The sequence below is a fragment of the Pikeienuella piscinae genome, assembly GCF_011044155.1.
GTDB lineage: Bacteria > Pseudomonadota > Alphaproteobacteria > Rhodobacterales > Rhodobacteraceae > Pikeienuella > Pikeienuella piscinae.
In genome coordinates, this window is the sequence record NZ_CP049056.1 from 4,130,517 (window position 1) to 4,155,444 (window position 24,928).

At 66.2% G+C, this 24,928-nt stretch carries 27 protein-coding genes and 1 tRNA gene; 20 read left to right on the forward strand and 8 right to left on the reverse strand.

What is annotated here, in order from left to right:
• Nucleotide 1 precedes the first annotated feature (1 nt).
• From G5B40_RS19645 to G5B40_RS19655, 3 genes are all read right to left on the reverse strand, one after another.
• Nucleotides 2–763, reverse strand: coding sequence for an SDR family NAD(P)-dependent oxidoreductase (locus G5B40_RS19645; RefSeq protein WP_165102433.1), 762 nt, complete (start codon nucleotides 761–763; stop codon nucleotides 2–4).
• 137 nt (nucleotides 764–900) lie between these two features.
• Nucleotides 901–1,605: a M48 family metallopeptidase gene (locus G5B40_RS19650; protein ID WP_165102436.1), complete on the reverse strand. Its 705-nt coding sequence runs from the start codon at nucleotides 1,603–1,605 to the stop codon at nucleotides 901–903.
• Between the two features lie 8 nt (nucleotides 1,606–1,613).
• The gene (locus tag G5B40_RS19655; RefSeq protein WP_246209659.1) at nucleotides 1,614–2,951 is read right to left on the reverse strand and encodes a polyhydroxyalkanoate depolymerase; all 1,338 of its coding nucleotides are present in this window, start codon (nucleotides 2,949–2,951) and stop codon (nucleotides 1,614–1,616) included.
• A gap of 202 nt (nucleotides 2,952–3,153) precedes the next feature.
• On the opposite strand from G5B40_RS19655, the gene G5B40_RS19660 reads away from it, so the two are divergent.
• The 18 genes from G5B40_RS19660 to G5B40_RS19745 all read left to right on the forward strand — a co-directional run bounded on the left by G5B40_RS19660 (nucleotide 3,154) and on the right by G5B40_RS19745 (nucleotide 18,758).
• Complete coding sequence (locus G5B40_RS19660; RefSeq protein WP_165102438.1) at nucleotides 3,154–3,609, forward strand: FYDLN acid domain-containing protein; 456 nt, start codon at nucleotides 3,154–3,156, stop codon at nucleotides 3,607–3,609.
• A 106-nt stretch (nucleotides 3,610–3,715) separates the two neighbouring features.
• Nucleotides 3,716–3,791, forward strand: a tRNA-Ala gene (locus G5B40_RS19665).
• A gap of 84 nt (nucleotides 3,792–3,875) precedes the next feature.
• Nucleotides 3,876–5,273: a M20 family metallopeptidase gene (locus G5B40_RS19670; RefSeq protein WP_165102441.1), complete on the forward strand. Its 1,398-nt coding sequence runs from the start codon at nucleotides 3,876–3,878 to the stop codon at nucleotides 5,271–5,273.
• A gap of 162 nt (nucleotides 5,274–5,435) precedes the next feature.
• Nucleotides 5,436–7,739, forward strand: a complete 2,304-nt coding sequence (locus G5B40_RS19675; RefSeq protein WP_165102444.1) for a bifunctional salicylyl-CoA 5-hydroxylase/oxidoreductase — start codon at nucleotides 5,436–5,438, stop codon at nucleotides 7,737–7,739.
• Nucleotides 7,739–8,500 (forward strand): SDR family NAD(P)-dependent oxidoreductase, encoded by a 762-nt coding sequence (locus tag G5B40_RS19680; RefSeq protein ID WP_165102447.1) that lies wholly within the window; start codon nucleotides 7,739–7,741, stop codon nucleotides 8,498–8,500. The genes G5B40_RS19675 and G5B40_RS19680 overlap by 1 nt, the downstream gene beginning before the upstream one ends.
• Nucleotides 8,497–9,006 carry a MarR family winged helix-turn-helix transcriptional regulator gene (locus G5B40_RS19685; RefSeq protein WP_246209661.1) on the forward strand — a complete coding sequence of 170 codons (510 nt, stop codon included), beginning with the start codon at nucleotides 8,497–8,499 and terminating at the stop codon, nucleotides 9,004–9,006. The genes G5B40_RS19680 and G5B40_RS19685 overlap by 4 nt, the downstream gene beginning before the upstream one ends.
• Nucleotides 9,003–9,815, forward strand: coding sequence for an enoyl-CoA hydratase family protein (locus tag G5B40_RS19690; protein ID WP_425500071.1), 813 nt, complete (start codon nucleotides 9,003–9,005; stop codon nucleotides 9,813–9,815). The genes G5B40_RS19685 and G5B40_RS19690 overlap by 4 nt, the downstream gene beginning before the upstream one ends.
• Entirely contained in the window at nucleotides 9,815–10,966 is a 1,152-nt protein-coding gene (locus tag G5B40_RS19695) for an acyl-CoA dehydrogenase family protein (RefSeq protein ID WP_165102449.1), read from the forward strand. The genes G5B40_RS19690 and G5B40_RS19695 overlap by 1 nt, the downstream gene beginning before the upstream one ends.
• A gap of 24 nt (nucleotides 10,967–10,990) precedes the next feature.
• A complete protein-coding gene (locus G5B40_RS19700; protein ID WP_165102452.1) occupies nucleotides 10,991–11,443 on the forward strand; it encodes a cupin domain-containing protein in 453 nt (150 codons plus the stop codon).
• Between the two features lie 4 nt (nucleotides 11,444–11,447).
• On the forward strand, nucleotides 11,448–13,064 hold the full coding sequence (locus G5B40_RS19705; protein WP_165102454.1) for an AMP-binding protein: 1,617 nt from the start codon (nucleotides 11,448–11,450) through the stop codon (nucleotides 13,062–13,064).
• Between the two features lie 10 nt (nucleotides 13,065–13,074).
• Nucleotides 13,075–13,311, forward strand: a complete 237-nt coding sequence (locus tag G5B40_RS19710; RefSeq protein ID WP_165102457.1) for an Lrp/AsnC ligand binding domain-containing protein — start codon at nucleotides 13,075–13,077, stop codon at nucleotides 13,309–13,311.
• Nucleotides 13,312–13,345: 34 nt separating this feature from the next.
• Nucleotides 13,346–14,488 (forward strand): ABC transporter substrate-binding protein, encoded by a 1,143-nt coding sequence (locus tag G5B40_RS19715; RefSeq protein WP_165102460.1) that lies wholly within the window; start codon nucleotides 13,346–13,348, stop codon nucleotides 14,486–14,488.
• A gap of 121 nt (nucleotides 14,489–14,609) precedes the next feature.
• A complete protein-coding gene (locus G5B40_RS19720; protein ID WP_165102463.1) occupies nucleotides 14,610–15,530 on the forward strand; it encodes a branched-chain amino acid ABC transporter permease in 921 nt (306 codons plus the stop codon).
• Nucleotides 15,527–16,507 (forward strand): branched-chain amino acid ABC transporter permease, encoded by a 981-nt coding sequence (locus tag G5B40_RS19725; protein ID WP_165102466.1) that lies wholly within the window; start codon nucleotides 15,527–15,529, stop codon nucleotides 16,505–16,507. The genes G5B40_RS19720 and G5B40_RS19725 overlap by 4 nt, the downstream gene beginning before the upstream one ends.
• The gene (locus tag G5B40_RS19730) at nucleotides 16,500–17,249 is read left to right on the forward strand and encodes an ABC transporter ATP-binding protein (RefSeq protein ID WP_165102470.1); all 750 of its coding nucleotides are present in this window, start codon (nucleotides 16,500–16,502) and stop codon (nucleotides 17,247–17,249) included. Before G5B40_RS19725 ends, G5B40_RS19730 begins: the two co-directional genes overlap by 8 nt.
• Nucleotides 17,249–17,938 carry an ABC transporter ATP-binding protein gene (locus G5B40_RS19735; RefSeq protein WP_165102473.1) on the forward strand — a complete coding sequence of 230 codons (690 nt, stop codon included), beginning with the start codon at nucleotides 17,249–17,251 and terminating at the stop codon, nucleotides 17,936–17,938. Before G5B40_RS19730 ends, G5B40_RS19735 begins: the two co-directional genes overlap by 1 nt.
• 2 nt (nucleotides 17,939–17,940) lie before the next feature.
• Entirely contained in the window at nucleotides 17,941–18,366 is a 426-nt protein-coding gene (locus tag G5B40_RS19740; protein ID WP_165102476.1) for an acyl-CoA thioesterase, read from the forward strand.
• The gene (locus G5B40_RS19745; protein ID WP_165102479.1) at nucleotides 18,363–18,758 is read left to right on the forward strand and encodes a RidA family protein; all 396 of its coding nucleotides are present in this window, start codon (nucleotides 18,363–18,365) and stop codon (nucleotides 18,756–18,758) included. Before G5B40_RS19740 ends, G5B40_RS19745 begins: the two co-directional genes overlap by 4 nt.
• Before the next feature lie 33 nt (nucleotides 18,759–18,791).
• Here the strand turns inward: G5B40_RS19745 and G5B40_RS19750 are convergent, their stop codons facing one another.
• A complete protein-coding gene (locus G5B40_RS19750; protein ID WP_165102482.1) occupies nucleotides 18,792–19,517 on the reverse strand; it encodes a COQ9 family protein in 726 nt (241 codons plus the stop codon).
• 94 nt (nucleotides 19,518–19,611) lie between these two features.
• Between G5B40_RS19750 and rpsU the strand changes: the two genes are divergently transcribed.
• Entirely contained in the window at nucleotides 19,612–19,818 is a 207-nt protein-coding gene (gene rpsU / locus G5B40_RS19755) for a 30S ribosomal protein S21 (RefSeq protein ID WP_165102485.1), read from the forward strand.
• Between the two features lie 209 nt (nucleotides 19,819–20,027).
• Nucleotides 20,028–20,945 carry a LytTR family DNA-binding domain-containing protein gene (locus G5B40_RS19760; protein ID WP_165102488.1) on the forward strand — a complete coding sequence of 306 codons (918 nt, stop codon included), beginning with the start codon at nucleotides 20,028–20,030 and terminating at the stop codon, nucleotides 20,943–20,945.
• A 45-nt stretch (nucleotides 20,946–20,990) separates the two neighbouring features.
• Here G5B40_RS19760 and G5B40_RS19765 read toward each other — a convergent pair whose 3' ends face one another.
• The 4 genes from G5B40_RS19765 to G5B40_RS19780 form a co-directional block, all read right to left on the reverse strand.
• Entirely contained in the window at nucleotides 20,991–21,782 is a 792-nt protein-coding gene (locus G5B40_RS19765) for an enoyl-CoA hydratase/isomerase family protein (protein ID WP_165102490.1), read from the reverse strand.
• Nucleotides 21,783–21,927: 145 nt separating this feature from the next.
• Nucleotides 21,928–23,331: an NAD(P)(+) transhydrogenase (Re/Si-specific) subunit beta gene (locus G5B40_RS19770; protein ID WP_165102493.1), complete on the reverse strand. Its 1,404-nt coding sequence runs from the start codon at nucleotides 23,329–23,331 to the stop codon at nucleotides 21,928–21,930.
• 11 nt (nucleotides 23,332–23,342) lie between these two features.
• On the reverse strand, nucleotides 23,343–23,783 hold the full coding sequence (locus G5B40_RS19775; RefSeq protein ID WP_165102496.1) for an NAD(P) transhydrogenase subunit alpha part 2: 441 nt from the start codon (nucleotides 23,781–23,783) through the stop codon (nucleotides 23,343–23,345).
• Between the two features lie 4 nt (nucleotides 23,784–23,787).
• Nucleotides 23,788–24,924 (reverse strand): Re/Si-specific NAD(P)(+) transhydrogenase subunit alpha, encoded by a 1,137-nt coding sequence (locus G5B40_RS19780; protein WP_165102498.1) that lies wholly within the window; start codon nucleotides 24,922–24,924, stop codon nucleotides 23,788–23,790.
• Nucleotides 24,925–24,928: the final 4 nt, after the last annotated feature.

Genomic DNA, 24,928 nt, shown 5'->3' on the forward strand with positions numbered 1-24,928 from the left:
TTCAGATCAGCCCGATCCGCCTGCGGATCGTTTCATCACGCAGCGGGATATCGCGGCCGTGGAACTCCGCCCCTTCCGGCCCGGCGGCCCAGGCGATGGCGCGCGCCGCCCATTCGGCGGGGATATGGACGGAGGGATCGAGCTGCGAAACCGGATTGACCCCGGACGTCCGGATCACAACCTGCATTTCGGTCGCCACGGTGCCGGGGCTGAGCCCGACGACGCGCACCGCGCCATCTCCCAACTCGGCGTCGGCGCAACGCGTAAGCATCAGCGCCGCCGCCTTCGAAGCGCAGTAGTGGCTCCAGCCTTCGAGCGGGTTCGTCGCGGCGCCGGACGAGATGTTGACGATCACACCGGCGCCGCGCGAGCGCATCCCCGGCAGCGCGGCGCGAAGACCGTGAAAGACGCCCTTGACGTTCACGTCGATCACCTTGCCCCATTCTTCCGGGGCGAGTTCGTCGATGCGGCCGATCGGCTCGATCAGACCGGCGTTGTTGACGAGAATGTCGAGCGGGCCAAACGCGGATTCGGCGCGCGCGATGGCGGCTTCGACATCCCCGTAGACGGCGACATCGCAGGCGACGGCCTCGGCCCGTCCGCCTGCGGCGTTGATTTCTGCGGCGACGGCCACGGTTTCATCCGGCGTGCGCGCGGCGAGGACGACAGCGGCGCCGGCCTTCGCAAAGACCCGCGCCGTCTCCGCGCCGATGCCCCGGCTCGCGCCGGTGATGAGCGCGACCTTGTTCCTCAGATGCTCCATGTTCACCCTCCCGGCTGTTCGAATCTGACGCCCCGACCCCGGATTGTCGCTTCTTTCCCCTAGTCATGTTGGAGCGCCGGTTCAACTTGCGTCGATGAAAGACTCGCCCGGCACATGTCCAATGCGGCGCGGCTGGGTTACTTCGGTTCGGTGCTGAAACGGTATCGATGCAGCCCCGGCCCCTCTCGCTTCAGCCAGTCGCGCTGGCGTCTCCATTCGGGACGCAGCCGCGTCACCAGCGCCCAGAAGCGCGGCCCGTGATTCATTTCCAGGAGATGCGCCGCCTCGTGCGCGGCGACATAATCCAGCGCCTCGGGCGGCGCCATCGCGAGCCGCCAGGAAAAGCTGAGGTCGCCCGCCGAAGTGCACGAACCCCAGCGCCCGCGCTGATCGCGCACCGATATACGGCCGTGCCTGACGCCCAGCGCGCGGGCCGCTTCGGCGGCGATCGGAAGAACCGAGGCGCGCGCGCGCTCCTTCAGCCACGCTGCGACGCGCGGGCCCGGCGCGCCCGGCCCCTCGACAACCAGCTTGCCGCCTTCTAGCCGGGGCGCCCGCCGCCGACCCGGTCTTGTTTCGAGCTCCACCATCCGGCCTGCGACCGGCAAGCGCGCGCCGCAGGCGATGGCGACCGGCGCCGGCGCGCGCGCCATCGCGGCGCGAAGCCAGTCGGACTGACGCAGGAGGAACATCCTGAGTTCGGCCTCTGCGATTCCCGGCGGCGCCGTCAAGCGCGGCGGCGCCCCGGTCTGCGGGACGGTCAGCGTCAGCCGGCGCGCGCGCGAGGACCGGCGGATCGAGACGTCGATGTCGAGATCGTCAAGCCTGAGGCGCGAGGCCATGCCCGCACCTAGGCGGCGGCGACGGGGGCTGCGCCCGTTTTCATCAGTTTGAGCTTGGGCGCGGCTTTCGGCTTCACTGGGGAGCCGCGATTCTCGGCGATGAAATCGGCGATTTTCGGTTGGATATTGGTGCGAAAGCGAGAGCCGTTGAACACGCCGTAATGGCCGACGCCTTTCTGCTCCCAATGAAATTTCTTCGCGCCGGGCAGATCGGGGCAGAGCGCATGCGCCGCCGCAGTCTGGCCGCGCCCGGTGATATCGTCCTTTTCGCCTTCGACCGTCATCAGCGCGATGTCAGTAATCAGTTCGGGCTTCACCAGACGCTCGTCGCGATAGGTCATCAGGCCTCGAGGAAGGCTGTGCTCCTGGAACACGGTTTCGATCGTCTCGAGGTAGAATTCGGCGGTCATGTCCATCACGGCGAGATATTCGTCGTAAAAAGCCGTGTGCGCCTCCGCGCTCTCGCCGTCGCCCACGACCAGATGCTGGAACTGCTTCATATGCGCGTCGACGTGCCGGTCCAGATTCATTTGCATGAAGCCTGTAAGCTGCATGAATCCCGGATAAACCCGCCTGAGAAACCCGGGATTGGGAAAGGGGACGGTGACGATCACGTTCTTTTCGAACCATGAAAGCGGGTGCGTCGTCGCCAGAAGGTTCGGCTCTTGCGGGTTGCGTCTCGTGTCGATGGGGCTTCCCATCAGGATGATCGAGGCGGGCCGGTCCGGCGCATCGTCCTCCGCCATCAGCGCCGCCGCAGCGAGGACCGGAACGCCCGGCTGACAGACCGCCATGACCGCCGGGCGCTCGCCCGTGGCCGTGTGCAGCACGCCGCAGAACTCGCGCACGTAGTCGATATACTCGTCGAGTCCGAAGCGACCATCGCTCATCGGCACGTCGCGCGCGTCAATCCAGTCGGTGATGTAGACGTCGTGACCCGGCAGCATCGCCCGAACGGTGCCGCGCAGAAGTGTGGCGAAATGCCCCGACATCGGCGCGACGATCAGAACCGCCGAATCGTTCCGTCGCTCCGCGCCCTCGCGTCGAAAACGCACCAGATTGCAGAACGGCTTCTCGACCACCTTCTCTTCGACCACCGCGACCGGTTCGCCGTCGACCTCCACCGTGTCTATGTCAAATTCCGGCTTGCTGTATCGCTTGGTGGCGGAGATGAACATCTCCAGCATCGCCGCCGTGGTGCGCGCCGGCAGGGTGGGCGCAAACGGATTGAAGGGGTTGCGGAGCATCCGCATGGACATTTTCGCCGCGTTCCTGAGCGGCGAAACCGCCGCATGGGTATATTCATAGGCGTGATAAAGCACGAATTCTGTCCCCTCGATGGTCACATGGACGCCATTCCAGCCCCACTGTCGGCGCCACGGCCGCGTGAAGACTAACCAGCCTTTCGCACTGCGACAAGAAAGTTTCGCAATTGCGGCGCCAAGGTGTCATCTTCGTGCGCCGCTCACCTTTCCTTTTGACTAGCGGGACGACATATGGCACTTGGCCGCTTCTTTCGAATCGACCGATCCTGCCTTGGGGGTTCTGATGCCCAAAGACGAATGGGGCGTGAAACGCCTTTGCGGCGCCTGTGGCGCGCGCTTTTATGATCTCGGCCGCGACCCGGTCGACTGCCCGATCTGCGGTGCGACCTATGTGCCGACCGTGACCGCGGCGGTGAAGAGCCGCGCGTCCAAAGCGACGGCGTCCAAGGTCGTGGCCGACGACGTCGATGATGATGACGACGACGATGACGTCATCGAGAAGGATTTGGACGACGATGATGATGACGAGGACGACGACATCAAGGACGTGAAGGTCAAGATCATCTCCGGCGACGACGATGACGACGACGAGGACGATGATCTGGTCGTTGTGGATGACGACGACGCCGATGATGACGATGACGTGGAGGAAGACGTGCTTCTCGCGGATGACGACGAGGAGGACGATGACGACCTGGGAGAGTTCTCCAAGATCGATCCGAAGGACAAGGACGTCTGACCGCGAACCCGGATGGCGTCGCGGGCTAATTCGGGCTTGCGCGGCGCGCCGGGCGAACCTAATGAGTGTCCGCATCCGGGCCCCCAACCCGGATGTCGAGAATTAGGGGGCCATAGCTCAGATGGGAGAGCGCTTGAATGGCATTCAAGAGGTCGGGGGTTCGATTCCCCCTGGCTCCACCAGAACAGAGAAACCCTCGCGCCCCATGACAGGCGCGAGGGTTTTTCTTGTCCGCCGCCAATGAGTTTCAACAACAGGAGCCGCCGATGACCCGCGATGCCGCGATCAGCGCCGCAGAGGCGCGTTTCGACGATGGCGCATTCATTGGCGATCTCGCCAGACTCGTGGCGATTCCGACTGAAAGCCAACGCCCCGAGAGCGCGCCCGCGCTGGCGCGTTACCTGGAGGTCGAAATGCGTCCGCTGCTGGCGGCGATGGGCTTCGAATGCCGCATTCTTCCCAACCCGGCGCCTGGCGGCGGGCCGTTCCTCGTCGCCGAGCGACGAGAAGGCGACGAGTTGCCGACGGTGCTGACCTATGGCCATGGCGACGTCATTCTCGGCATGGAGGATCGCTGGCGCGATGGGCTCTCACCGTGGCGGTTGCAGGCGGAGGGTGAGCGGCTCTATGGGCGCGGCGCCGCCGACAACAAGGGCCAGCATCTGCTCAACCTCACCGCGCTTTCGGCGGTGCTGGAGACGCGCGGGCGGTTGGGATTCAATGTTCGCGTCGTGATCGAGACCGGGGAGGAGGCGGGCTCGCCGGGGATGCACGAGCTTTTCATCGCCGAGCGCGCCGCGCTGGCGGCAGACGTGTTGATCGCTTCCGATGGGCCGCGGCTGTCGGCGGACCGGCCAACGCTCTTCATGGGCGCGCGGGGGGCGGTGACGATGGACCTGACTGTTGACCTGCGCGAGGGCGCGCATCATTCCGGCAACTGGGGCGGGCTCATCGCCGATCCGGGGCTGATCCTCGCCCATGCGCTTGCGACGATCACCGATGCGCGGGGGGCGATCCAGGTGCCGGAATGGCGGCCTTCGAGCTTGACGAACTCGGTGCGCGCGGCGCTCGCCGACCTGGCGATCGAGGCGTCCGCGGGCGGACCATCGATCGACGAGGACTGGGGCGAGCCAGGGTTCAGCGCGGCGGAGAAGGTGTTCGGCTGGAACTCCTTCGCGGTGCTCGCTTCGGTTTGCGGCGACCCGGCGCGCCCGGTGAACGCGATCCAGCCGAAAGCTTCCGCCCGCTGCCAGCTTCGTTTCGTCGTGGGGACGGAGATGGAGGATATCGTTCCGGCGTTGCGCCGGCATCTGGACCGTGCCGGCTTTCCGATGGTTCGGGTCGAACAGTCGAGCGAGGCGGCCTTCACCGCCACGCGGCTGGACCCGGACGCGCCCTGGGCGCGCTGGGCGGCGGCGTCGCTGGAGAAGACGACGGGGGCGCGGCCGGCGATCCTGCCGAATCTCGGCGGTTCGCTCCCGAACGAGGAGTTCGCTGAGACCCTGGGGATGCCGACGATCTGGGTGCCGCATTCCTATACCGGCTGCTCCCAGCACGCGCCGGATGAGCACGCCTTGAAGCCGATTCTGCGCGAGGGACTGGCGATCATGGCCGGGCTCTGGTGGGATCTGGGCGAGCCGGGAACGCCGCCGCGGGATGCATAACCATGGTTATGGGGCGCAAGCGACTGAAATATAATGTAATTCCAGAGTAAGCGTTTTTTCAGCCTCCCGGCCGGGCGGTTCCGGCGAAGTATTTTATGCTTGAAATGAATTTCGGCGCCGCTATCGTTTCCGGTGATGGAAAACCCGGCGCGGACCTCCCCGATGCGAATCGCCTGCCTCGGCGGCGGGCCCGCCGGCCTCTATTTCGCGATCTCGATGAAGCTGCGCGATCCCGCCGCCGAAGTGGTGGTGATCGAGCGCAACCGTGCGGACGACACCTTCGGCTGGGGCGTGGTGCTCTCCGACGAGACGCTGGAGAATCTCGCCCGGAACGATTCGGAATCCGCGGCGGCGATCCGCGCGCATTTCGCCTATTGGGATGACATCGCGGTCGTTCATGACGGCCATCGCACCGTCTCCACCGGCCACGGGTTCTGCGGCATCGGGCGCAAGACGCTGCTTCTGCTTCTGCAGGATCGCGCCCGGGCGCTCGGCGTCGACCTGCGATTCGAGACTGAGGCCGACTGCGCCGAGAGCTATGCGAAGGATCACGACGTCGTCGTCGCCTGCGACGGGCTGAATTCCAAGACCCGCGCCGCGCATGCGGATGTTTTCCAGCCGGATGTCGATCTGCGGAAGCTGAAATTCACCTGGCTCGGCACCAGGGCGAAATTCGACGACGCTTTCTCCTTCATCTTCGAGAAAACGCCGAAGGGCTGGGTCTGGGCGCACGCCTACCAGTTCGACGAAGAGACCGCGACCTTCATCGTCGAATGCGCCGGGGAGACATGGGCCGCCTATGGTTTCGGCGAGATGAGCCAGGAGGAGAGCATCGCGGTCTGCGAGACGATCTTCCGCGATCATCTCGACGGCGCCCCATTGATGAGCAACGCGAAGCATCTGCGCGGCTCGGCCTGGCTGAACTTCCCGCGCGTCCTCTGCGAGCGCTGGCATCACGGCAACATCGTGCTGATGGGCGACGCGGCGGCGACGGCGCATTTCTCCATCGGCTCCGGCACCAAGCTCGCGCTGGAGAGCGCGATCGCGCTGGCGGAGTATCTGGCCACCGAGCCGAGCCGCGAGGCGGCGTTCGAGAAATATCAGGAGGAGCGCCGCGTCGAGGTGCTGAAACTGCAATCTGCGGCGCGCAACTCGATGGAATGGTTCGAGGATGTGGAGCGTTATCTCGACCTCGAGCCGGAGCAGTTCGCCTATGCGCTGCTCACGCGATCGCAGCGCATCAGCCATGAGAACCTGAGAATGCGTGACGCGAAATGGCTGGAGGGGGCGGAGCGCTGGTTTCAGCGACGAGCCGGCGTGAGCGAAGCGATGCAAGACGGGGCGCCGGTCCGGGCGCCGATGTTCGCGCCCTTCCGGCTGCGCGGCATGGCGTTGAAGAATCGCATCGTCGTCTCGCCGATGGCGCAATACAAAGCCGTCGATGGCGCGCCGACCGACTGGCATTTCGTCCATTACGCCGAGCGCGCGAAGGGCGGCGCCGGACTGGTCTACACCGAAATGACCTGCGTCAGCCCGGAAGGCCGGATCACGCCGGGTTGTCCGGGGCTTTACGCGCCGGAACACGAGGCGGCCTGGGCGCGGCTGGTGGAGTTCGTCCACCGCGAGACGGACGCAAAAATCTGCTGCCAGATCGGTCATTCCGGCAGGAAGGGCTCCACCCAGCTCGGCTGGGAGGAAATGGACGCGCCGCTTAAGGTGGGCAACTGGCCGCTGATCTCCGCCTCCGCGATCCCCTGGTCTGCGCGGAACGCGACGCCGAAGACCATGGACCGCGCCGATATGGACCGGGTGACGGCGGAGTTCGTCGCGTCGGTGGAAATGGCGGCGCGCTGCGGGTTCGACATGATCGAGCTCCATGCCGCGCATGGCTATCTGATCTCTTCCTTTATCTCGCCGGTCTCGAACCTGCGCGAGGACGAATATGGCGGGGCGCTCGACAACCGGATGCGCTGGCCGCTCGAAGTCTTTCGCGCCATGCGCGCGGTCTGGCCCGATGACAGGCCGATGTCGGTGCGTATCTCGGCGAATGACTGGGTCGGCGAGGCGGGAATCGGCCCGGAGGACGCGGTCGCGGTCGCGCGCATGTTCGCGGAAGCCGGGGCGGACATCATCGACGTCTCCGCCGGGCAAACCTGCGTCGAGGCGCAGCCCGTCTACGGGCGGATGTTCCAGACGCCGTTTTCCGACCGCATCCGCAACGAAGCCGGGATCGCGACCATGGCGGTCGGCAATATCTACGAGCCGGACCACGCCAATTCGATCCTGATGGCGGGGCGGGCCGACCTCGTCTGCCTCGCGCGTCCGCACCTCGCGGATCCGTACTGGACTTTTCACGCCGCCGCGGCGCTCGGCGATGAATACGAGAAATGGCCCGATCCCTATCTGCCAGGGCGGGACCAGTTGCTGCGCCTCGCGGCCAGGACGGAAACCATGGGGAGAGTCTGATGACCGATCTTCGCGCCGATCTGACCGGCAAGCGCGCCTTGGTCACCGGCGGCGGCGCCGGGATCGGCGCGGCCATCGCGCTCGCGCTGGCGGACGCGGGGGCGGAGGTGGTGATCACCGGGCGGCGCGAGCGGCCGTTGAAGGAGACCGCCGCGCGGTCCAGCCGCATCGCATGGCGGGTGATGGACGTGACCGACGAGGCCGCGGTCACAGAGAGCTTCGTCGCCACCGCGCCGATCGACATCATGGTCGCGAACGCCGGCGTTGCCGAGACCCAGCCGGTGGCGAAGACCACGCTGGAGTTCTGGCGTCATGTGCAGGCGACGAATGTCGAAGGGGTCATGCTCTGTGTTCGCGAGGCGCTGAAACCGATGGTCGAGCGCGGCTGGGGCCGCGTCATTATCGTCTCTTCGGTCGCGGGGCTGCGCGGGTTGCGCTACGGGTCGGCCTATTGCGCCTCCAAGCACGCGGTCCTCGGGCTGATGAAATGCGCGGCGGAGGAAGTGCTGAAGACCGGGGTCACCGTCAACGCGATCTGCCCCGGCTATGTCGCGACCGGCATTGTCGAGCGGAATGTCGAGAATATCGTGGCGCGCACCGGCATGTCCGAAGAGAACGCGCTGGCGGCGCTCAGGGATGCGAACCCGTTCGGCCGGATGATCGAGGCCGACGAGGTGGCGGCGGCGGCGCTCTGGCTGTGTGGTCCGGGTTCGGGCGCGGTCACCGCGCAGGCGATCCCGGTCTCCGGGGGGCAGGTTTGAGCGGGGCCGGCGTAAGCGGCGTGGGGGCGGCGGCTTCGGCGCGCGAACCGGCGTCGAAAACGCGACTCCGGCTCTGGCTGCGGCTGCTGAAGACGACGCGGGCGATCGAGGCGGAACTTCGAGAGCGGCTGCGCGCCCGCCACGAGAGCACGCTGCCGCGCTTCGATGTGCTCGCGGCGCTGGAGCGCAACCCGGAGGGGCTGCGGATGAGCGCGCTTTCCGGGGTTTTGCGGGTCTCCAACGGCAATGTCACCGGCATCGTCGACCGGCTCGCGGCCGAAGGGCTGGTGCGCCGGCAGGCGGTGGCGGACGACCGGCGGGCGATGAGGGTACGGCTGACCGAAGCGGGCGCGCGGCGTTTCGCCGCGATGGCGGTGGATCACGAAACCTGGATCGATGAGATGCTCGCCGGCCTCTCTGCGGATGAGGCGGACGCGCTGAGCCGGCGGCTCGGCGAGATGGTGCGGAACCGCAGGAATGAGACGCATGAAGGAGGTCGGGCATGACCGAGATCAGGGCCAGCCGCCCCGAGCATTTCGATCTGCGGATCGAAGGCGATGTCGCCATCGTCTCTCTGAAGCGGCCGGAACGAAAGAACCCGCTGACCTTCCAGAGCTATGCGGAGCTGCGCGACTGGTTCCGCGATCTGCATTACGCGGAGGATGTCGGCGCGGTCGTCTTCGCCTCGAATGGCGGGAATTTTTCTTCGGGGGGCGATGTTCACGACATCATCGGTCCACTTCTGAAGATGGACATGAAGGGTTTGATCCGGTTCACCCGGATGACCGGAGACCTAGTCAAGGCGATGGTGAATTGCGGGAAGCCGGTGATCGCCGCCATCGACGGGGTTTGCGTCGGGGCCGGCGCGATCATCGCCATGGCCTCCGATATCCGTTTCGCCAGCCCGGAGGCGAAGACGGCGTTTCTCTTCACCCGCGTCGGGCTTGCGGCCTGCGACATGGGGGCCTGCGCGATCCTGCCGAGAATCATCGGGCAGGGGCGGGCGGCCGATCTCCTTTATTCCGGCCGGGCGATGAGCGCGGAAGAGGGTGAGCGCTGGGGCTTTCATAACCGCGTCGTGCCGGCGGAAGCGCTGCTGGCGGAGGCGGTTTCCTACGCGCAGCGGCTCGCCGACGGACCGAATTTCGGGCACATGATGACCAAGACCATGCTGGCGCAGGAATGGTCGATGGGGATCGAACAGGCGATCGAGGCGGAGGCGCAGGCGCAGGCCATCTGCATGCAGACCGGAGATTTCCAGCGCGCGTTCGACGCTTTCGTCGCGAAGGAGAAGCCGGTGTTCAAGGGGGATTGATGGCGGATCGGAGCTTTCTCGACTGGCCGTTCTTCGAGTCGCGTCATCGCGAGCTGGCGGTGGCGCTGGACGGCTGGTGCGCCGCGCACCTGGTCGATGTCGGTCATTCCGATGTCGACGCCGCCTGCCGCTCGCTCGTCGCGTTGCTCGGCGAGGGCGGCTGGCTCCGCCACTCCGCGGTCGACCCTGACGCGCCCGGCGCGCTCGACGTGCGTTCGCTCTGTCTCATCCGGGAAACGCTGGCGCGCCATGATGGGCTGGCGGATTTCGCCTTTGCGATGCAGGGGCTGGGGACCGGTGCGCTCTCGCTGTTCGGGACGGATGCGCAGCGCGACTGGTTGCGGCGGACGCGGGCGGGCGAGGCGGTTTCGGCTTTCGCGCTGACCGAGCCGCGTTCCGGCTCGGATGTCGCCAACATGGACCTCGCGGCGGTGCGGGAGGGCGAAAGTTACGTGCTGAACGGCGAGAAGACATGGATTTCGAACGGCGGGATCGCAGATCTCTACACCGTTTTCGCCCGCACCGGCGGGCCGGGCGCGAAAGGGGTGTCGGCGTTCCTTGTTCCCGCCGCGACGCCGGGGCTTGTCGTCGCCGAGCGGCTGGAGGCGGTGGCGCCACACCCGCTGGCGCGGCTGGCGTTCCGCGACTGCCGCATTCCCACCACGGCGCTGATCGGAGAGGAGGGACAGGGGTTTCGCATCGCGATGGCGGTGCTGGACGTCTTTCGCTCCACCGTCGCCGCCGCCGCGCTGGGGTTCGCGCGCCGCGCACTGGACGAGACGTTGGCGCGGGTGCGCGCGCGCGAGCTTTTCGGCGCTCCGCTCTTCGATCTGCAGATGGTGCAGGGCCATGTCGCGGAGATGGCGCTGGATATCGACGCCGCCGCGCTTCTTACCTATCGCGCCGCATGGCTGAAGGATACGGGCGCTCCGCGGATCAGCCGGGAGGCGGCGATGGCGAAGCTCTACGCGACCGATCGCGCGCAGGACGTCATTGACAAGGCGGTGCAGATTCATGGGGCCGACGGGGTCCGCAAGGGCGGGATCGTGGAGAGTCTCTACCGCGAGATCCGCGCGCTCCGGATCTACGAGGGCGCTTCGGACGTGCAGAAGGTGATTATCGCCCGTGCGACGCGGGATCTGTCATCATAAACCGAAACAGCGGGGAGCTAAGCAATGACCAACGAACTGAGTGGTGGAATCACCAGGGCCGGCGAGGGATTCGACGGCGTGGAATGGTCGATTCTCGGACAGCAGTATTTCCCCAAGGCGATCTCGGACGCGAGTTTCGCGTTTGAGGCCAACAGTCTGCCGGGGCAATTCGTGCCCGTTCATATCCATCCGACGCAGGACGAATTCATCCTGGTGCAGGAGGGCGAGCTGGAGCTGAAGCTGGACGGCGTCTGGTCCCGTGCCGGCGCGGGCGATCTTGTGCGGATGCCGAAGGGCGTGCCACACGGATATTTCAACAAGTCGGACAAGCCTGTGAAGGTGTTGTTCTGGGTGTCCCCCGCCGGGAAGCTGAGGGACCTCTTCGCGGCGCTGCATGGGCTTGACGACGTGGAGCGGGTCGTCGCGCTATCCGCCGAGCATGACGTCGATTTCCTGCCGCCTGAAGCGAACGAATGATCCGATGCTCGGGCCATCCGCACATATCGACAGTTTTGCGCGCGACAACCTGCCGCCGGAAGCCGCGCAGCCGGAATTTCGGCTGGAGGGGTTCGATTATCCGCCTTATCTGAACGTCGGGGTCGAGCTGACCGACCGCATGGTCGAGAAAGGCTTCGGCGACCACACCGCGCTGATCGGCAATGGCAGGCGGCGCACCTACAAGGAGCTGACCGACTGGACCAACCGGTTGGCGCATGCGCTGGCAGAGGATCTCCACCTGCGCGCCGGCGATCGGGTGCTGATCCGCTCCGCCAACAATCCGGCGATGGTCGCCTGCTGGCTGGCGGCGACGAAGGCTGGCGCGGTCGTCGTGAACACCATGCCGCTGCTGCGCGCGCGAGAATTGGAGCAGATCGTCGACAAGGCGCAGGTGAAGCTGGCGCTCTGCGACACGCGGCTGATGGACGAATTGGTCGCCTGCGCCAAGACCTCCCGGTATCTCGACAAGGTCATCGGCTTCGACGGAACCGCGAACCACGACGCGGAGCTTGACCGGCTGGCCCTCACGAAACCGGTGCGGTTCGAGGCGGTGCGCACCGGGCGGGACGACGTGGCGCTGCTCGGCTTCACCTCCGGCACCACCGGTTCTCCGAAGGCGACGATGCACTTTCATCGCGATTTGCTCATCATCGCCGATGGCTACGCGAAGGAAGTCCTTGGCGTGACGCCGGAGGATGTCTTCGTCGGCTCGCCGCCCCTCGCCTTCACCTTCGGGCTCGGCGGGCTCGCGGTCTTTCCCCTGCGTTTCGGGGCGGCGGCGACGTTGCTGGAGCAGGCGACGCCGCCGAACATGATCGAGATCATCGAGACCTACAAGGCGACGGTCTGCTTCACCGCGCCGACCGCCTATCGCGCCATGCTGGCGGCGATGGAGGCGGGGGCCGATCTGTCTTCGCTCCGGGCCGCCGTCTCCGCTGGCGAGACCCTGCCCGCGCCGGTCTATGAAGACTGGATGAGGAAGACCGGCAAGCCGATGCTGGACGGGATCGGCGCGACCGAGATGCTGCATATCTTCATCTCGAACCGTTTCGACGATCACAAGCCCGCCTGCACCGGCAAGCCGGTGACCGGTTACGTGGCGAAGGTCGTCGATCAGAACATGAACGAGGTGCCCGACGGCGAGATCGGCAGGCTGGCGGTGAAGGGGCCGACCGGCTGCCGCTATCTCGACGACGAGCGGCAGGCGAGTTACGTCAGGGATGGCTGGAACATCACCGGCGACAGCTTCCGCCGCGACGCCGAGGGCTATTTCCACTTCGCCGCCCGCAATGACGACATGATCATATCGAGCGGCTACAATATCGCCGGGCCGGAGGTGGAGGCGGCCTTGTTGGCGCATGAGGCGGTCGCCGAATGTGCGGTGATCGGCGCGCCGGATGAGACGCGGGGCATGATCGTCGAGGCGCATGTCGTGCTCGCCGCCGGGCGCGCCGCTGACGCGGATATGGCGCAGGCGTTGCAGGAGCATGTGAAGGCGACCATCGCCCCTTACAAATATCCGCGCCGCGTGCTTTTCATTGAGGCGCTGCCGAAGACCGAAACGGGAAAGGTCCAGCGTTTCAGGCTTCGCAACGGCTGAGGAGGACAAGATGACCTGCGTATTCGTGCAACTCCGTTGCGATCCCGGCAAGACTTATGAAGTCGCCGACGAGATCTACGACCGGGAGATTGTCTCCGAGCTCTATTCGACCTCGGGCGATTTCGACCTGCTGATGAAGCTCTATATTCCTGACGAAGAGGATGTGGGCCGCTTCATCAATGAAAAGCTGCTGACGATACCGGGCATCGCGCGGTCGCTGACAACGCTGACGTTCAAGGCGTTCTGACAAGACTTGAGAAACCGACAGGAAGGATAATCAGATGAAATTCAACGCCAAATTCGCGGCGGCGCTTTCGGCGCTGGCGCTCGCGGCCTCGGCGGCGGCTGCCGAGCAGGTCAAGGTGGGCATGATCACCACCCTCTCGGGCGGCGGCGCCGGGCTGGGCATCGATGTGCGCGACGGGTTCCTGCTGGCGCTGAAGCAGGCCGGCGCCTCCGATGTCGAGATGATCATCGAGGACGATCAGCGCAAGCCTGATGTCGCGGTGCAGCTTTCCGACAAGATGATCCAATCCGATAAGGTCGACATCATGACCGGGATCATCTGGTCGAATCTCGCCATGGCGGTGGCGCCTGGCGCGGTCAAGCAGGGCAAGTTCTATCTTTCGCCGAACGCCGGGCCGTCGGCGCTGGCCGGGAAGGGCTGCGACAAGAACTATTTCAACGTCGCCTGGCAGAACGACAACCTGCATGAGGCGGCGGGCGCATACGCCAATTCCGCCGGCTACGAGAAGAGCTTCATCCTCGCGCCGAACTATCCGGCCGGAAAGGACGCGCTCACGGGCTACAAGCGGTTCTTCGAGGGCGACTACGCCGGTGAGGTCTACACCAAACTCGGCCAGACCGATTACGCCGCCGAGATCGCGCAGATTCGCGCCTCGGGGGCCGACTCGGTGTTCTTCTTCCTGCCCGGCGGCATGGGCATCGCGTTCATGAAGCAATACGCGCAGTCCGGCGTGGATATTCCGCTGATCGGGCCGGCCTTCAGTTTCGATCAGGGCATCTTGCAGGCGGTCGGCGACGCCGCGCTCGGCGTCAAGAACACTTCGCAATGGTCGAAGGATATCGACAACGAGACCAACAAGGCCTTTGTCGCCAGTTTCCAAGAGGAATACGGTCGGCTCCCCTCGCTCTATGCGAGCCAGGGGTTCGACACCGCGAACCTGATGCTCTCAGCGCTGAAGGTTGCGCAGCCTTCGGACGCGGACGCCTTCAGGGCGGCGCTGGAGACAGCGGACTTCGCCTCGACCCGGGGCGATTTCAAGTTCGGTCCGAACCACCACCCGATCCAGGACATCTATGTCCGTGAAGTGATCAAGGAGGGCGACGTATTCACCAACAAGATCGTCGGGGTCGCGCTAGAGGATCACGGCGACGCCTACGCGGCCGAGTGCAAGATGTAGGCGGAGGCCTCCTGCGCGGTCCCGGACCCGGTCCGGGGCCCCGACCGGGCCGCCGCGCCTTTGAGGTCGGGGTCCCGGGGCAAGCCCGGTATCGCGTGGAGCTTCGAGGCGGCGAGCGCCCATGTCCCTGATCCTTCTCATCGAACAGGTCCTGAACGGGCTTCAACTCGGCGTCATGCTGTTCCTGATGGCGGCCGGGCTGACGCTGGTCTTCGGGGTGATGGGGCTGATCAATCTCGCGCATGGCTCGCTCTACATGGTCGGGGCATTCGCCTGCGCGGCGGTGGCCGCGGCGACGGGCTCTTTCTGGCTCGGCCTCGCCGCCAGCCTCGCCGCCGCGGCCGGCGCAGGGGCGTTGGTGGAGATCACCGTCATCCGTCGCCTCTACCGGCGCGATCATCTCGACCAGGTGCTCGCGACGTTCGCGCTGATCCTGATCTTCTCGGAGTCTGTGCGCTGGCTCTTCGGCTCCTTTCCGCTTTATCTTGATACGCCGCCGCTATTGGCGGGGGCGGTGACGCTACCGGGCGGCATCGAATATCCGCTCTACCGGCTCGCCATCATTGTCGCCGGGCTCGTAGTGGCGACGGGGCTTTTCCTCCTGATCGGGCGCACGCGGCTCGGCGTCCGCATTCGCGCCGGCGAGAGCGACCGCGAGATGATCGCCGCGCTTGGCGTCGATATCGACCGGCTCTACACGGCCGTCTTCGCGCTCGGCGCCGCGCTCGCCGGGTTCGCCGGGGCGATGGTCGGCGCGATCCAGTCGGTGCAGGTCGGGATGGGTGAGCCGGTTCTGATCCTCGCCTTCGTGGTGATCGTTATCGGCGGCGTCGGCTCGATCAAGGGGGCGTTGATCGGTGCGATTCTGGTCGGGGTGACGGACACGCTGGGGCGGTTCTTGTTGCCGATCGCTTTCGGCGCCGTGATGGAGCCTTCGGCGGCCACCGCCATCGGCGCCTCGCTGGCCTCGATGCTGATCTACATTTTGATGGCGCTGGTGCTGGTCTTTCGGCCGACCGGACTTTTCGGGGCTGGCGCGTGAGCCGGGAGACGGCGCTCAACGCCGCGCTTCTTCTCGGGTTGCTCGGGGTGGCGCTGGTCGCGATGGCGGCGGCGGAGCCCTTCATCGTGACCCTGGCGACGAAGGTCGCGATCCTCGCGCTCGCCGGGGTCGGGCTCAACATCGCGCTCGGGCTCGGCGGCATGGTGTCCTTCGGTCACGCGGCGTTTTTTGGTCTTGGCGGCTATGCGACCGGCGTGCTGGCCAGCCATGCGCTGAATTACGAGCCGTTGATGGAGACGCCCATCCTGATCGAGGGAACGACGCAGATGCTGGTGATCTGGCCGGTCGCGATGGCGCTTTCCGGCGTCGCCGCGCTCGCCATTGGCGCACTCTCGCTCAGGACGAGCGGCATATTCTTCATCATGATCACGCTCGCCTTCGCGCAGATGATCTATTACTTCGCCATCTCCTGGCCCGCCTATGGCGGTGAGGACGGTCTTTCGATCTATGTGCGCTCCGAATTTCCCGGCCTGGATACCCTCGATCCGATCCAGTTCTTCGCCATCTGTTTCGCGCTGCTCTGCCTCGCGCTGCTGTTCTCCGCCATGCTCGCGCGTTCGCGCTTCGGGTTGGCGCTTAGCGGGGCGCGGCAGAACGAGGCGCGGTTGCGCGCCGTCGGGATCGGGCCATACGGCGTCAGGCTGATCGCTTTCGTGATTTCGGGGATGATCACCGGCCTCGCCGGCGCGCTTTTCGCCGATCTCAATCGCTTCGTCAGCCCGTCGATGCTGGACTGGCACACTTCCGGGCAGATCATCGTCTTCGTCATTCTCGGTGGAGTCGGCCGGCTCTGCGGGCCGGTGGCGGGGGCGGGGCTTTATATCCTCCTCGAGCACAATCTCGGCGGACTGACCGAGTTCTGGCAGGCGCCTTTCGGTCTTTTGCTGCTGCTCGTGGTGCTGTTCGCGCCGGGCGGGATCATTGGGCTGCTGGCGCGGGGGCGGCGTCATGGCTGAGCCGGTTCTTTCCGTTCGCGGCCTATCAAAGAGCTTCGGCGCCCTGAAGGCGACCGATGATGTGACGCTGACGCTGAAGCGCGGCGAGATTCACGCGCTGATCGGGCCGAACGGGGCGGGGAAGTCGACTCTCATCAGGCAGATCACCGGCGAGATCAGGCAGGATTCCGGCGAGATCCGGCTTGGCGAAGCGGAGATCAGCGCGCTCTCCACCCAGGCGCGGGCGCGGCGCGGGCTGGCGCGGAGCTTTCAGGTCTCGTCATTGGCGCCGGAATTCACCGTCCTTGAGAACGTCATGCTGGCGGTGGCGGGGGCTTCCGGCCGGCGGCTTGGCCTCATCCGTCCCGCGACAGGCGACGGGGCGCTGACCACGCCGGCTCGCCGTCATATCGCCCGCGCCGGGCTGGAGGGGCGCGAAAATGCGCGCGCCGCCGATCTCAGCCACGGCGAGAGGCGAAGCCTTGAGATCGCTATGGCGCTGGCGCTGGAGCCTGTGGCGTTTCTGCTCGACGAGCCAATGGCCGGTATGGGGCCGGAGGGCTCGGAGCGCCTTACCGCGCTGCTTTCCGGGTTGCGGGCGCAGGCGCCGATTCTGCTCGTCGAACATGACATGGACGCGGTGTTCGCGCTCGCCGACCGGATCAGCGTTCTGGTCTACGGCGCGCTGATCGCGACCGGCACAGTTGAGGAGATTCGCGCCGACGCGGAGGTCCGGCGCGCCTATCTCGGCGAGGAGGGCTGATGGCTCTGCTGGAGTTGGAGGCCGTCACGGCGTTTTACGGGGCCAGCCAGGCGCTTTTCGGCGTCGGGCTGACTGTCGGCGAGGGCGAATGCCTCGCGCTTCTGGGGCGCAACGGCATGGGCAAGACGACGACGATCCGCGCCATCACCCGGATGCTGCCGCACCGGGGCGGCAGAATCGTTTTCGACGGCCATGATCTTGGGCGGCTGCCGAGCCACCGCGCCGCGCAACTCGGGATCGGGCTGGTTCCGGAAGGGCGGCGCTGCTTTCCCAACCTCACCGTCGAGGAGAATCTGACGGCCGCGGCCCGGCCCGGCCCGTGGGATCGCGCGGCGGTCGCCAGGCTTTTCCCCCGGCTGGAGGAACGCCGCCGCCAGCGCGCCGCTTCGCTCTCGGGCGGCGAGCAGCAGATGCTGGCGATCGGGCGGGCGCTGATGACCAATCCGCGGCTCCTGATTCTAGACGAGGCGACCGAAGGGCTGGCGCCCGTCGTGCGTCAGGAGATCTGGGTGGCGATCCGGAAGCTGAAATCTGACAGCGGGTTCGCCATCCTGGTCGTCGACAAGTCGCTGAAGGAGCTGCGGGCCGTCGCCGACCGGTTCAGCGTGCTGGAAAAGGGCGAGTCCGTCTGGACCGGGGCCGGCGACAGTCTGACAGGCGACCTCGTCGAGCGATATCTGGGGGTCTGAGGATGGCCTTCACCCATCATCTGAAAGTGCTGTTCCAGCATTGCGACCCGGCCGGGATCGTTTTCTATCCGCGCTATTTCGAAATGGCGAACGAAGCCGTCGAGGCCTGGTTCGCCGATCGGCTCGCGACCCCGTTCGAGCGCCTGCACGGGACGATGGGCCTCGCGATTCCGACCGTCGCGCTACAGGTCGAGTTCGTCGCGCCGAGCCGGCATGGCGACCGTCTGACGTTCCGGCTCCAGCCGGATCGGATCGGACGGAGCAGCCTCGCGCTGGGAACGCTGGCGATGGCGGAGGATGGCGAGGAGCGGATGAAGATGCGCTCCACCCTCGTCCTGACCGAGCGGGCGGGTGGCGGCGCCCGCCCCTGGCCGGACGAGCTTCGAGCGCGGCTGAACACCGAACTGAAAGAAGAGGAAACCCGATGAAGGTCATTCACCCGGAGGGCTGGGCCCCGGCCAGGGGGTACGCGAACGGCTTGCTGACGCCGGACGGCGCCCTTCATGTCGGCGGCCAGATCGGCTGGGACGCGGATCAGGTCTTTCGCAGCCATGATTTCATCGGGCAGATGGAGCAGACCTTGCGCAATGTCGTCGCGGTGGTCGAGGCGGCCGGCGGCTGCGCGGCGGATATCGCCCGGCTCACATGGTTCGTGAAGGACAAGTCGGAATATGTCGCCCGTCAGAGAGAGATCGGCGAGGTCTATCGTCGCGTCATCGGCCGGCATTTTCCGGCCATGACCATGGTCGTGGTGAAGGACCTGATAGAGGATGAAGCGCTGATCGAGATCGAGGCGACGGCCTATATCGCGCCGCGCTGAACTCGCCCCCGCCTGCGGACCGGCGTCGAAGGCTTAACGCCGTCTGCCCGGCAGGCCGACCGGCAATCCGGTTCCAATACGCCCGGCGCCCGGCGCGCGGATGCGCGCCAGCGCCGCCGCCGGGCCGGCCATAAGAACGCGCGTGAGCGGGTTCTTCCTGGCCTGCGCCTTGGCCTTCTCGAAGCGCATCACATCCGAGATCCGACGGTCGAGAAAGGCCCATGTTCGCTCATGCCCCTCGCTCTGGTCGCCGAGCCAGTAGAGGAGGGTGGAGGAATAGACGCCCGACAGGATCGCCCGCTTCGAATACCAGTTGAAATCCTCGGAGGTGTCACCGAGCGCTGACCAGACAGCGTCTGCGGTTCCCCAGATCAGCCGGGCGCCCTCGGCGGCGTTCATCGGCAACGAAAAGAGCGTGGCGCCGCGGCGCACCGCCTCGCGGTGCATCTCCGCGACCTCCAGCCGAATGCGAATAAGTTTCGCCACGCGCTCGCTGTAGCGCAGTGCGCTGAGATCCGTCTCCGCCGCCAACCGCTTCATTTCTTCGTCGCCGGCCTTGTGAAAGGCGACGGCGAGATCGAACCCGCGCCGCGGCGCCGCGGCGCGGGCGGTCGCCTCGTCGATCCCGGTGTCAGCCAGCGCGGCGCGCCAGGTCGCATCTGTCCAGCCGTCGAAAGGCGCGTGAACCAGCGCCGCTTCAAGGAGCGCGGCGCGCGTCTGCTCCAAGCGGTCGGGCTCGGTCCGGTTCTCTTCGCTCATGTCTGCTCCTGCGGTGGACAGGCTTCTCTTGCTTCGCTATATAGCGCGCTCCTGCAAAAACCGAAACTCGAACACTGGAAAGGTGGTGACGTAAGTGCAGGTTCTGGTTCGCGACAACAATGTCGATCAGGCGCTTCGCGCATTGAAGAAGAAGATGCAGCGCGAGGGTATCTTTCGCGAGATGAAGCTTCGGCAGCATTATGAAAAGCCGTCCGTGAAACGGGCGCGCGAGAAGGCCGAGGCGATTCGCCGGGCGCGCAAGCTGGCGCGCAAAAAGGCGCAACGCGAAGGCGGTCTCTGATCGCTTGATGGGGCCGCCGCTGCGGCCCGGTCGGACAGGACGCTGACGCGTCAGGCCTCCGGAAACATCGTTTCCGGGGGCTTTTTCGCGCGCGGCCCGAGAAAATCGGGCGATTTTCGTTCGGCCATATGTCTGCTGTTTCGCCTGGCGGGCCGGTGGACTATCCACCCGTTACCGTTCATGTTGCGCGAACGGTACGAGGAGAAACGATGAAGTCTGAACGAGGACCATTGGCGAACGGCGCCATTCTCGCGGTCGCCCTGGCGCTTATCCTCGCGGCGCATGAGGTGAACCGCCAGCCGGGCTGGTCGCTGTTCGGGGTCTATATCTACTGGTTCTGCCGCGTCGGCATGGCCTATCTCATTATCGTCGGGGCCTACGCGGCGCTCGGGCAGGCGATGACGGAGCGCTCGTCGCCCTACGCCCATGTCGGCCTCGCGGCATGCCTTTCGTTTCCGCCATTCGTGATGGCGGTCACCACGCTCGACCTCATTATCGGCGACGTTTCGCTGCTCAACACCAGCCCGGACGTGCTGGTCAGCCGGTTGGGGATCGAGGCGGCGTCGCTGATCGACAACCATCTGACCACTTCGGCGCTGCTGTTGACGCCCTATCTTCGCCAGGCGCTGCGCGAGCGTAGGGAGCAGCAAGGCCAACCCGCCGCCGCCCCGTCTCGCCCCGCGCCGGCCCCGCCGCAGGCGACGCAGCAGCCGGCGCTGCGCCCGGCTCCGGATGAGCCCGAGGTCGGCGAGAAGGTCGCCGCGCCGGGCGAGATCGAAACGCGCGCCGAGCCCGAGGTTCCTGGGCTGCTTCTCGCCTCGCAACCGCCGGTGATCGGCGATCTGCTCGCGGCCGAGGCGCAGGAGCATTATGTGAAGCTGAAGGCGACCGAGCAGGGCGGCATGGCGCTTTACAGGTTCGGCGATGCGGTGCGCGACCTCGGCCGCTATCGGGGTATGCAGGTCCACCGCTCGCACTGGGTCGCGGACGACGCTGTCGTAGCCGTGATCGGCAAGCGCGGCGCGCTGCGGGTGGAGTTGACCAGCGGCGAAGTGGTTCCCGTCTCTCGCCGCTACGAGCTTGAGGTTGAAGCGCGTTTCGCCGACCGGGAGCGGCGGGCGGAGTAAGGGCTGGTCGATCGGCGAATTCGCCTGCGGGGCGGCGTCCCGATCCTATCTTTCCCAGCGAGGCGGGCGTTTCGAGAGGAACGCCGCAACGCCCTCACGGAAGTTCGCGTGCGCCGCGAGCCGGCCGGCTTCCGTCGCCTCGATCGACAGGCCATCTTCGAAATCCGCGCCGCCGCCGCCGATCAGGCACCTCCGGATCGCGGCGAGCGCGTTGCCCGGCTTACGCGCCAGATCGAGCGCGAGGGCCTGAACCTCGGCGTCGACCGCCCCCGGCGCGCTGAGCGTGTCGACGAGGCCGATGGTGAGGGCTTGCGCGGCGCTGATGATTTCGCCGCTATAGAGCATTCTGAACGCCGCACTTCGGCCGATCAGCCGCACCAGCGCCTGCGTTCCTGCCACCGGCGGGATGAACGCGATGTTGATCTCCGGCTGACCCAGTTTCGCGTCGGGGTCCGCGAATCTGAGATCCGCGTGAAGACACATCTCCAGGCCGCCGCCGACCGCGACGCCCTTGATCGCCGCCAGCAAGGGCTTCTCGGAAGCGCGCATGCGCCGGGCAAGGGCGTGGGAAATGGCGATCCATTCGCGCATCTGCTCGGGCGTCGTTTCCCTGAAAACCGTGAGATCGGCGCCAGAGCTGAGATGGGAGCCAAGCGCGCTCCCCAGCACGATGATGCGCACGTCTTCCGATGCGTCCAGTGTGTCGAAACCGAGGCGGGTTTCGTTCAGCATTCTCCAGTCGAACGCGTTGACGGGCGGGCGGTTGAACCTGAGCCAGCCGACGCCCTCCCGAATCTCGAGCTGGATGCTCTCGAGGACATGCGGGTCGGATTTCATGAGATCGTCACGAGCGCAAATGGCTACCCCCGGGCGGCGCAATGACGGGCGGCGGCCGGTTCGGCGCAGGGTTCGCTCCGTCCTCCGCCGGGCATAGAAAGGGCCGCCCCGCCGGGCGGCCCTCCGGTCTGGCGTCGGGCGCTGGTCACTCCATCGCCTTGACGACGTCTTCGCACATCTTCTTGGCGTCGCCGAGCAGCATCATCGTCTGGTCCATGAAGAAGAGCGGGTTCTCGATCCCGGCGTAGCCGGGAGCGAGCGAGCGCTTCACGAAGAGCACGGTCTTGGCTTTCTCGACATCGAGCACCGGCATGCCGGCGATCGGCGATTGCGGATCGGTCTTCGCCGAGGGATTGGTGACGTCGTTCGCGCCGATCACGAAGACCACGTCAGTCTGGCTGAAGGCGGAGTTGATGTCGTCCAGCTCGAACACCTCGTCATAGGGCACGTTGGCTTCCGCCAGCAGGACGTTCATGTGGCCGGGCATCCGGCCCGCGACCGGGTGGATCGCGTATTTCACGTCGACGCCGCCCTCTTTCAGCTTGTCGGCCATCTCGCGGAGCGCATGCTGCGCCTGCGCCACCGCCATGCCGTAACCGGGGACGATGATGACCGACCCGGCGTTCTGCATGATGAAGGCGGCGTCGTCGGCCGAGCCGCGCTTGACCGGCTTTTGCTCGCCGCCGTCTCCGCCGCCGCCGGCGGCAGCGTCATCGCCGCCGAAGCCGCCGAGGATGACGGATATGAAGCTCCGGTTCATGCCGTGGCACATGATGTAGCTGAGGATCGCGCCGGAGGAGCCGACAAGGGCGCCGGTGATGATCAGCGCCATGTTGCCGAGCGTGAAGCCGATGCCGGCCGCCGCCCAACCGGAATAGGAGTTCAGCATCGAGATCACGACCGGCATGTCGGCGCCGCCGATCGGGATGATGATCAGAACGCCGAGAACGAGCGCGGCGATCGCGATAGCCCAGAACCAGAAGGTCGCCTGCGTGGTGATCAGAAGGATCACCATGACGACAAGCCCGACGGCGAGCGCGAGATTGATCATATGGCGGCCGCCGATCATGATCGGCGCGCCAGACATCCGCCCATCGAGCTTGGCGAAGGCGATGATCGAACCGGAGAAGGTGATCGCGCCGATGGCGACGCCGAGGCTCATCTCGATAATCGAGCCGGTATGGATTGCGCCGACCTCGCCGATTCCGTAGGCCTCCGGGCTGTAGAAGGCGCCGGCGGCGACGAAGACGGCCGCGAGGCCGACGAGGCTGTGAAACGCCGCGACAAGCTGCGGCATCTTGGTCATCTCGATGCGTTTCGCGATGACGGCGCCGGCCCCGCCGCCGATGACGAAGCCGAGGATGATCAGCGCCCAGCCGCCGAAGCCGCTCGGCGGAAAGACGATCAGCGTTGTGGCGATCGCCACGGCCATGCCGGTCATGCCATAACGGTTGCCCTGCCGGGAAGTCGTCGGGTGGCTCAGCCCCCTGAGCGCGAGGATGAAGAGCACCCCAGCGACGAGATAGGCGAATGCCGCGAAATTTGCCATCTATCCGCCCCTCAGCCTTTTTTCTTGTACATGGCGAGCATTCGTTCGGTGACCAGGAAGCCCCCAAAGATGTTCACCGCCGCCATGGTCAGCGCCAGAACGCCGAAGACCGGCGTCCAGGAGGAGGCGAGCGCCGTGTCGACACCGACCGCGACCAGCGCGCCGACGACGATGACCGACGAGATCGCGTTGGTCACCGACATCAGCGGGGTGTGGAGCGCCGGCGTCACCGACCAGACCACGTAATAGCCCACGAAACAGGCGAGGACGAAGGCGGAGAGGTAGAAGACGAAGGGCGAAATGGCGGAGCCGTGCGCCGCCGCCTCGACCGCGTCGCTCACCGCGCCTTCGGGGGCGGTCACCGCCGCCGTCGCCGCCATATCGGCGACCTTCTGGCTGGCTGTCGCCGCCGCCTCGGCCGCGTCTTTCAGGGAATTGAGAAGCTCGGACATCGGTTCAGCCCTTCTCGCCGGTCAGTTGCGGGTGGATCACGGCGCCGTCTCGCGTGAGGCGGACGCCCTTTACCAGTTCGTCCTCTTCATCGAGCGCGAAAGCGCCGTCCTTGAAGAAGGGGGAGAGGAAATTGAAATGGTTGCGCGCGTAGAGCGCCGAGGCGTCGGCGGTCAGCCGCCCGGGCAGGTTGGCGAAGCCGAGGATCGTGACGCCGTTGTCGGTCACCACCGTCTCGCCGAATTTCGCCCCTTCGACATTGCCGCCCTGTTCGACCGCCAGATCGACGAGGATCGAGCCGGGCTTCATCGACGCGACCATCTCCTTCGTCACCAGGATCGGCGCCTTGCGGCCCGGAATCAGCGCGGTGGTGATGACCATGTCCTGCTTGGCGATATGCCCCGCGACCAGCTCCGCCTGCTGCTTCTTGTAATCGTCGGACATCTCCTTGGCGTAGCCGCCAGCTGTCTGCGCCTGTTCGAACTCCTCGTTCTTCACGGCGATGAACTTCGCGCCGAGCGAGGCGACCTGCTCTTCCGTCGCCGGCCTGACATCGGTCGCACTGACGATGGCGCCGAGCCGGCGTGCGGTGGCGATGGCCTGCAGCCCGGCGACGCCGACGCCCATGATGAAGACCTTGGCCGGGGCGATGGTGCCCGCGGCGGTCATCATCTGCGGCATGGCGCGGCCATAGGCGTTCGCCGCCTCGATCACCGCCTTGTAGCCGGCCAGATTGGCCTGGGAAGAGAGCACGTCCATCGACTGCGCGCGACTGATGCGCGGCATGAATTCCATCGCGAACGCCTCGACGCCCTTTTCCGCCAGCGCGTCGGTCAGCGCCCGGTCGCTATGCGGCGACATCGTGCAAAAGAGCATCTGGCCTTTCACGAAGCTTTTCACCTCGGCCTCGGACGGGCGCAGGATCTTCAGCACGATATCGGCGCCCTTCAGCGTCGCCGCGAAAGTCTTGGCGATGGTCGCGCCGGCGGTCTCATAGGCGGCGTCGGGAAAGGAGGCGCCGTCGCCGGCGCCGCTCTGCACCGCGACCTCGGCGCCGAGGCCGACGAACTTCTTTACCGTTTCGGGAACGGCGGCGACGCGGGTCTCGTTTTCCCGCGTCTCCCTGGGGATGGCGATTTTCATTGAT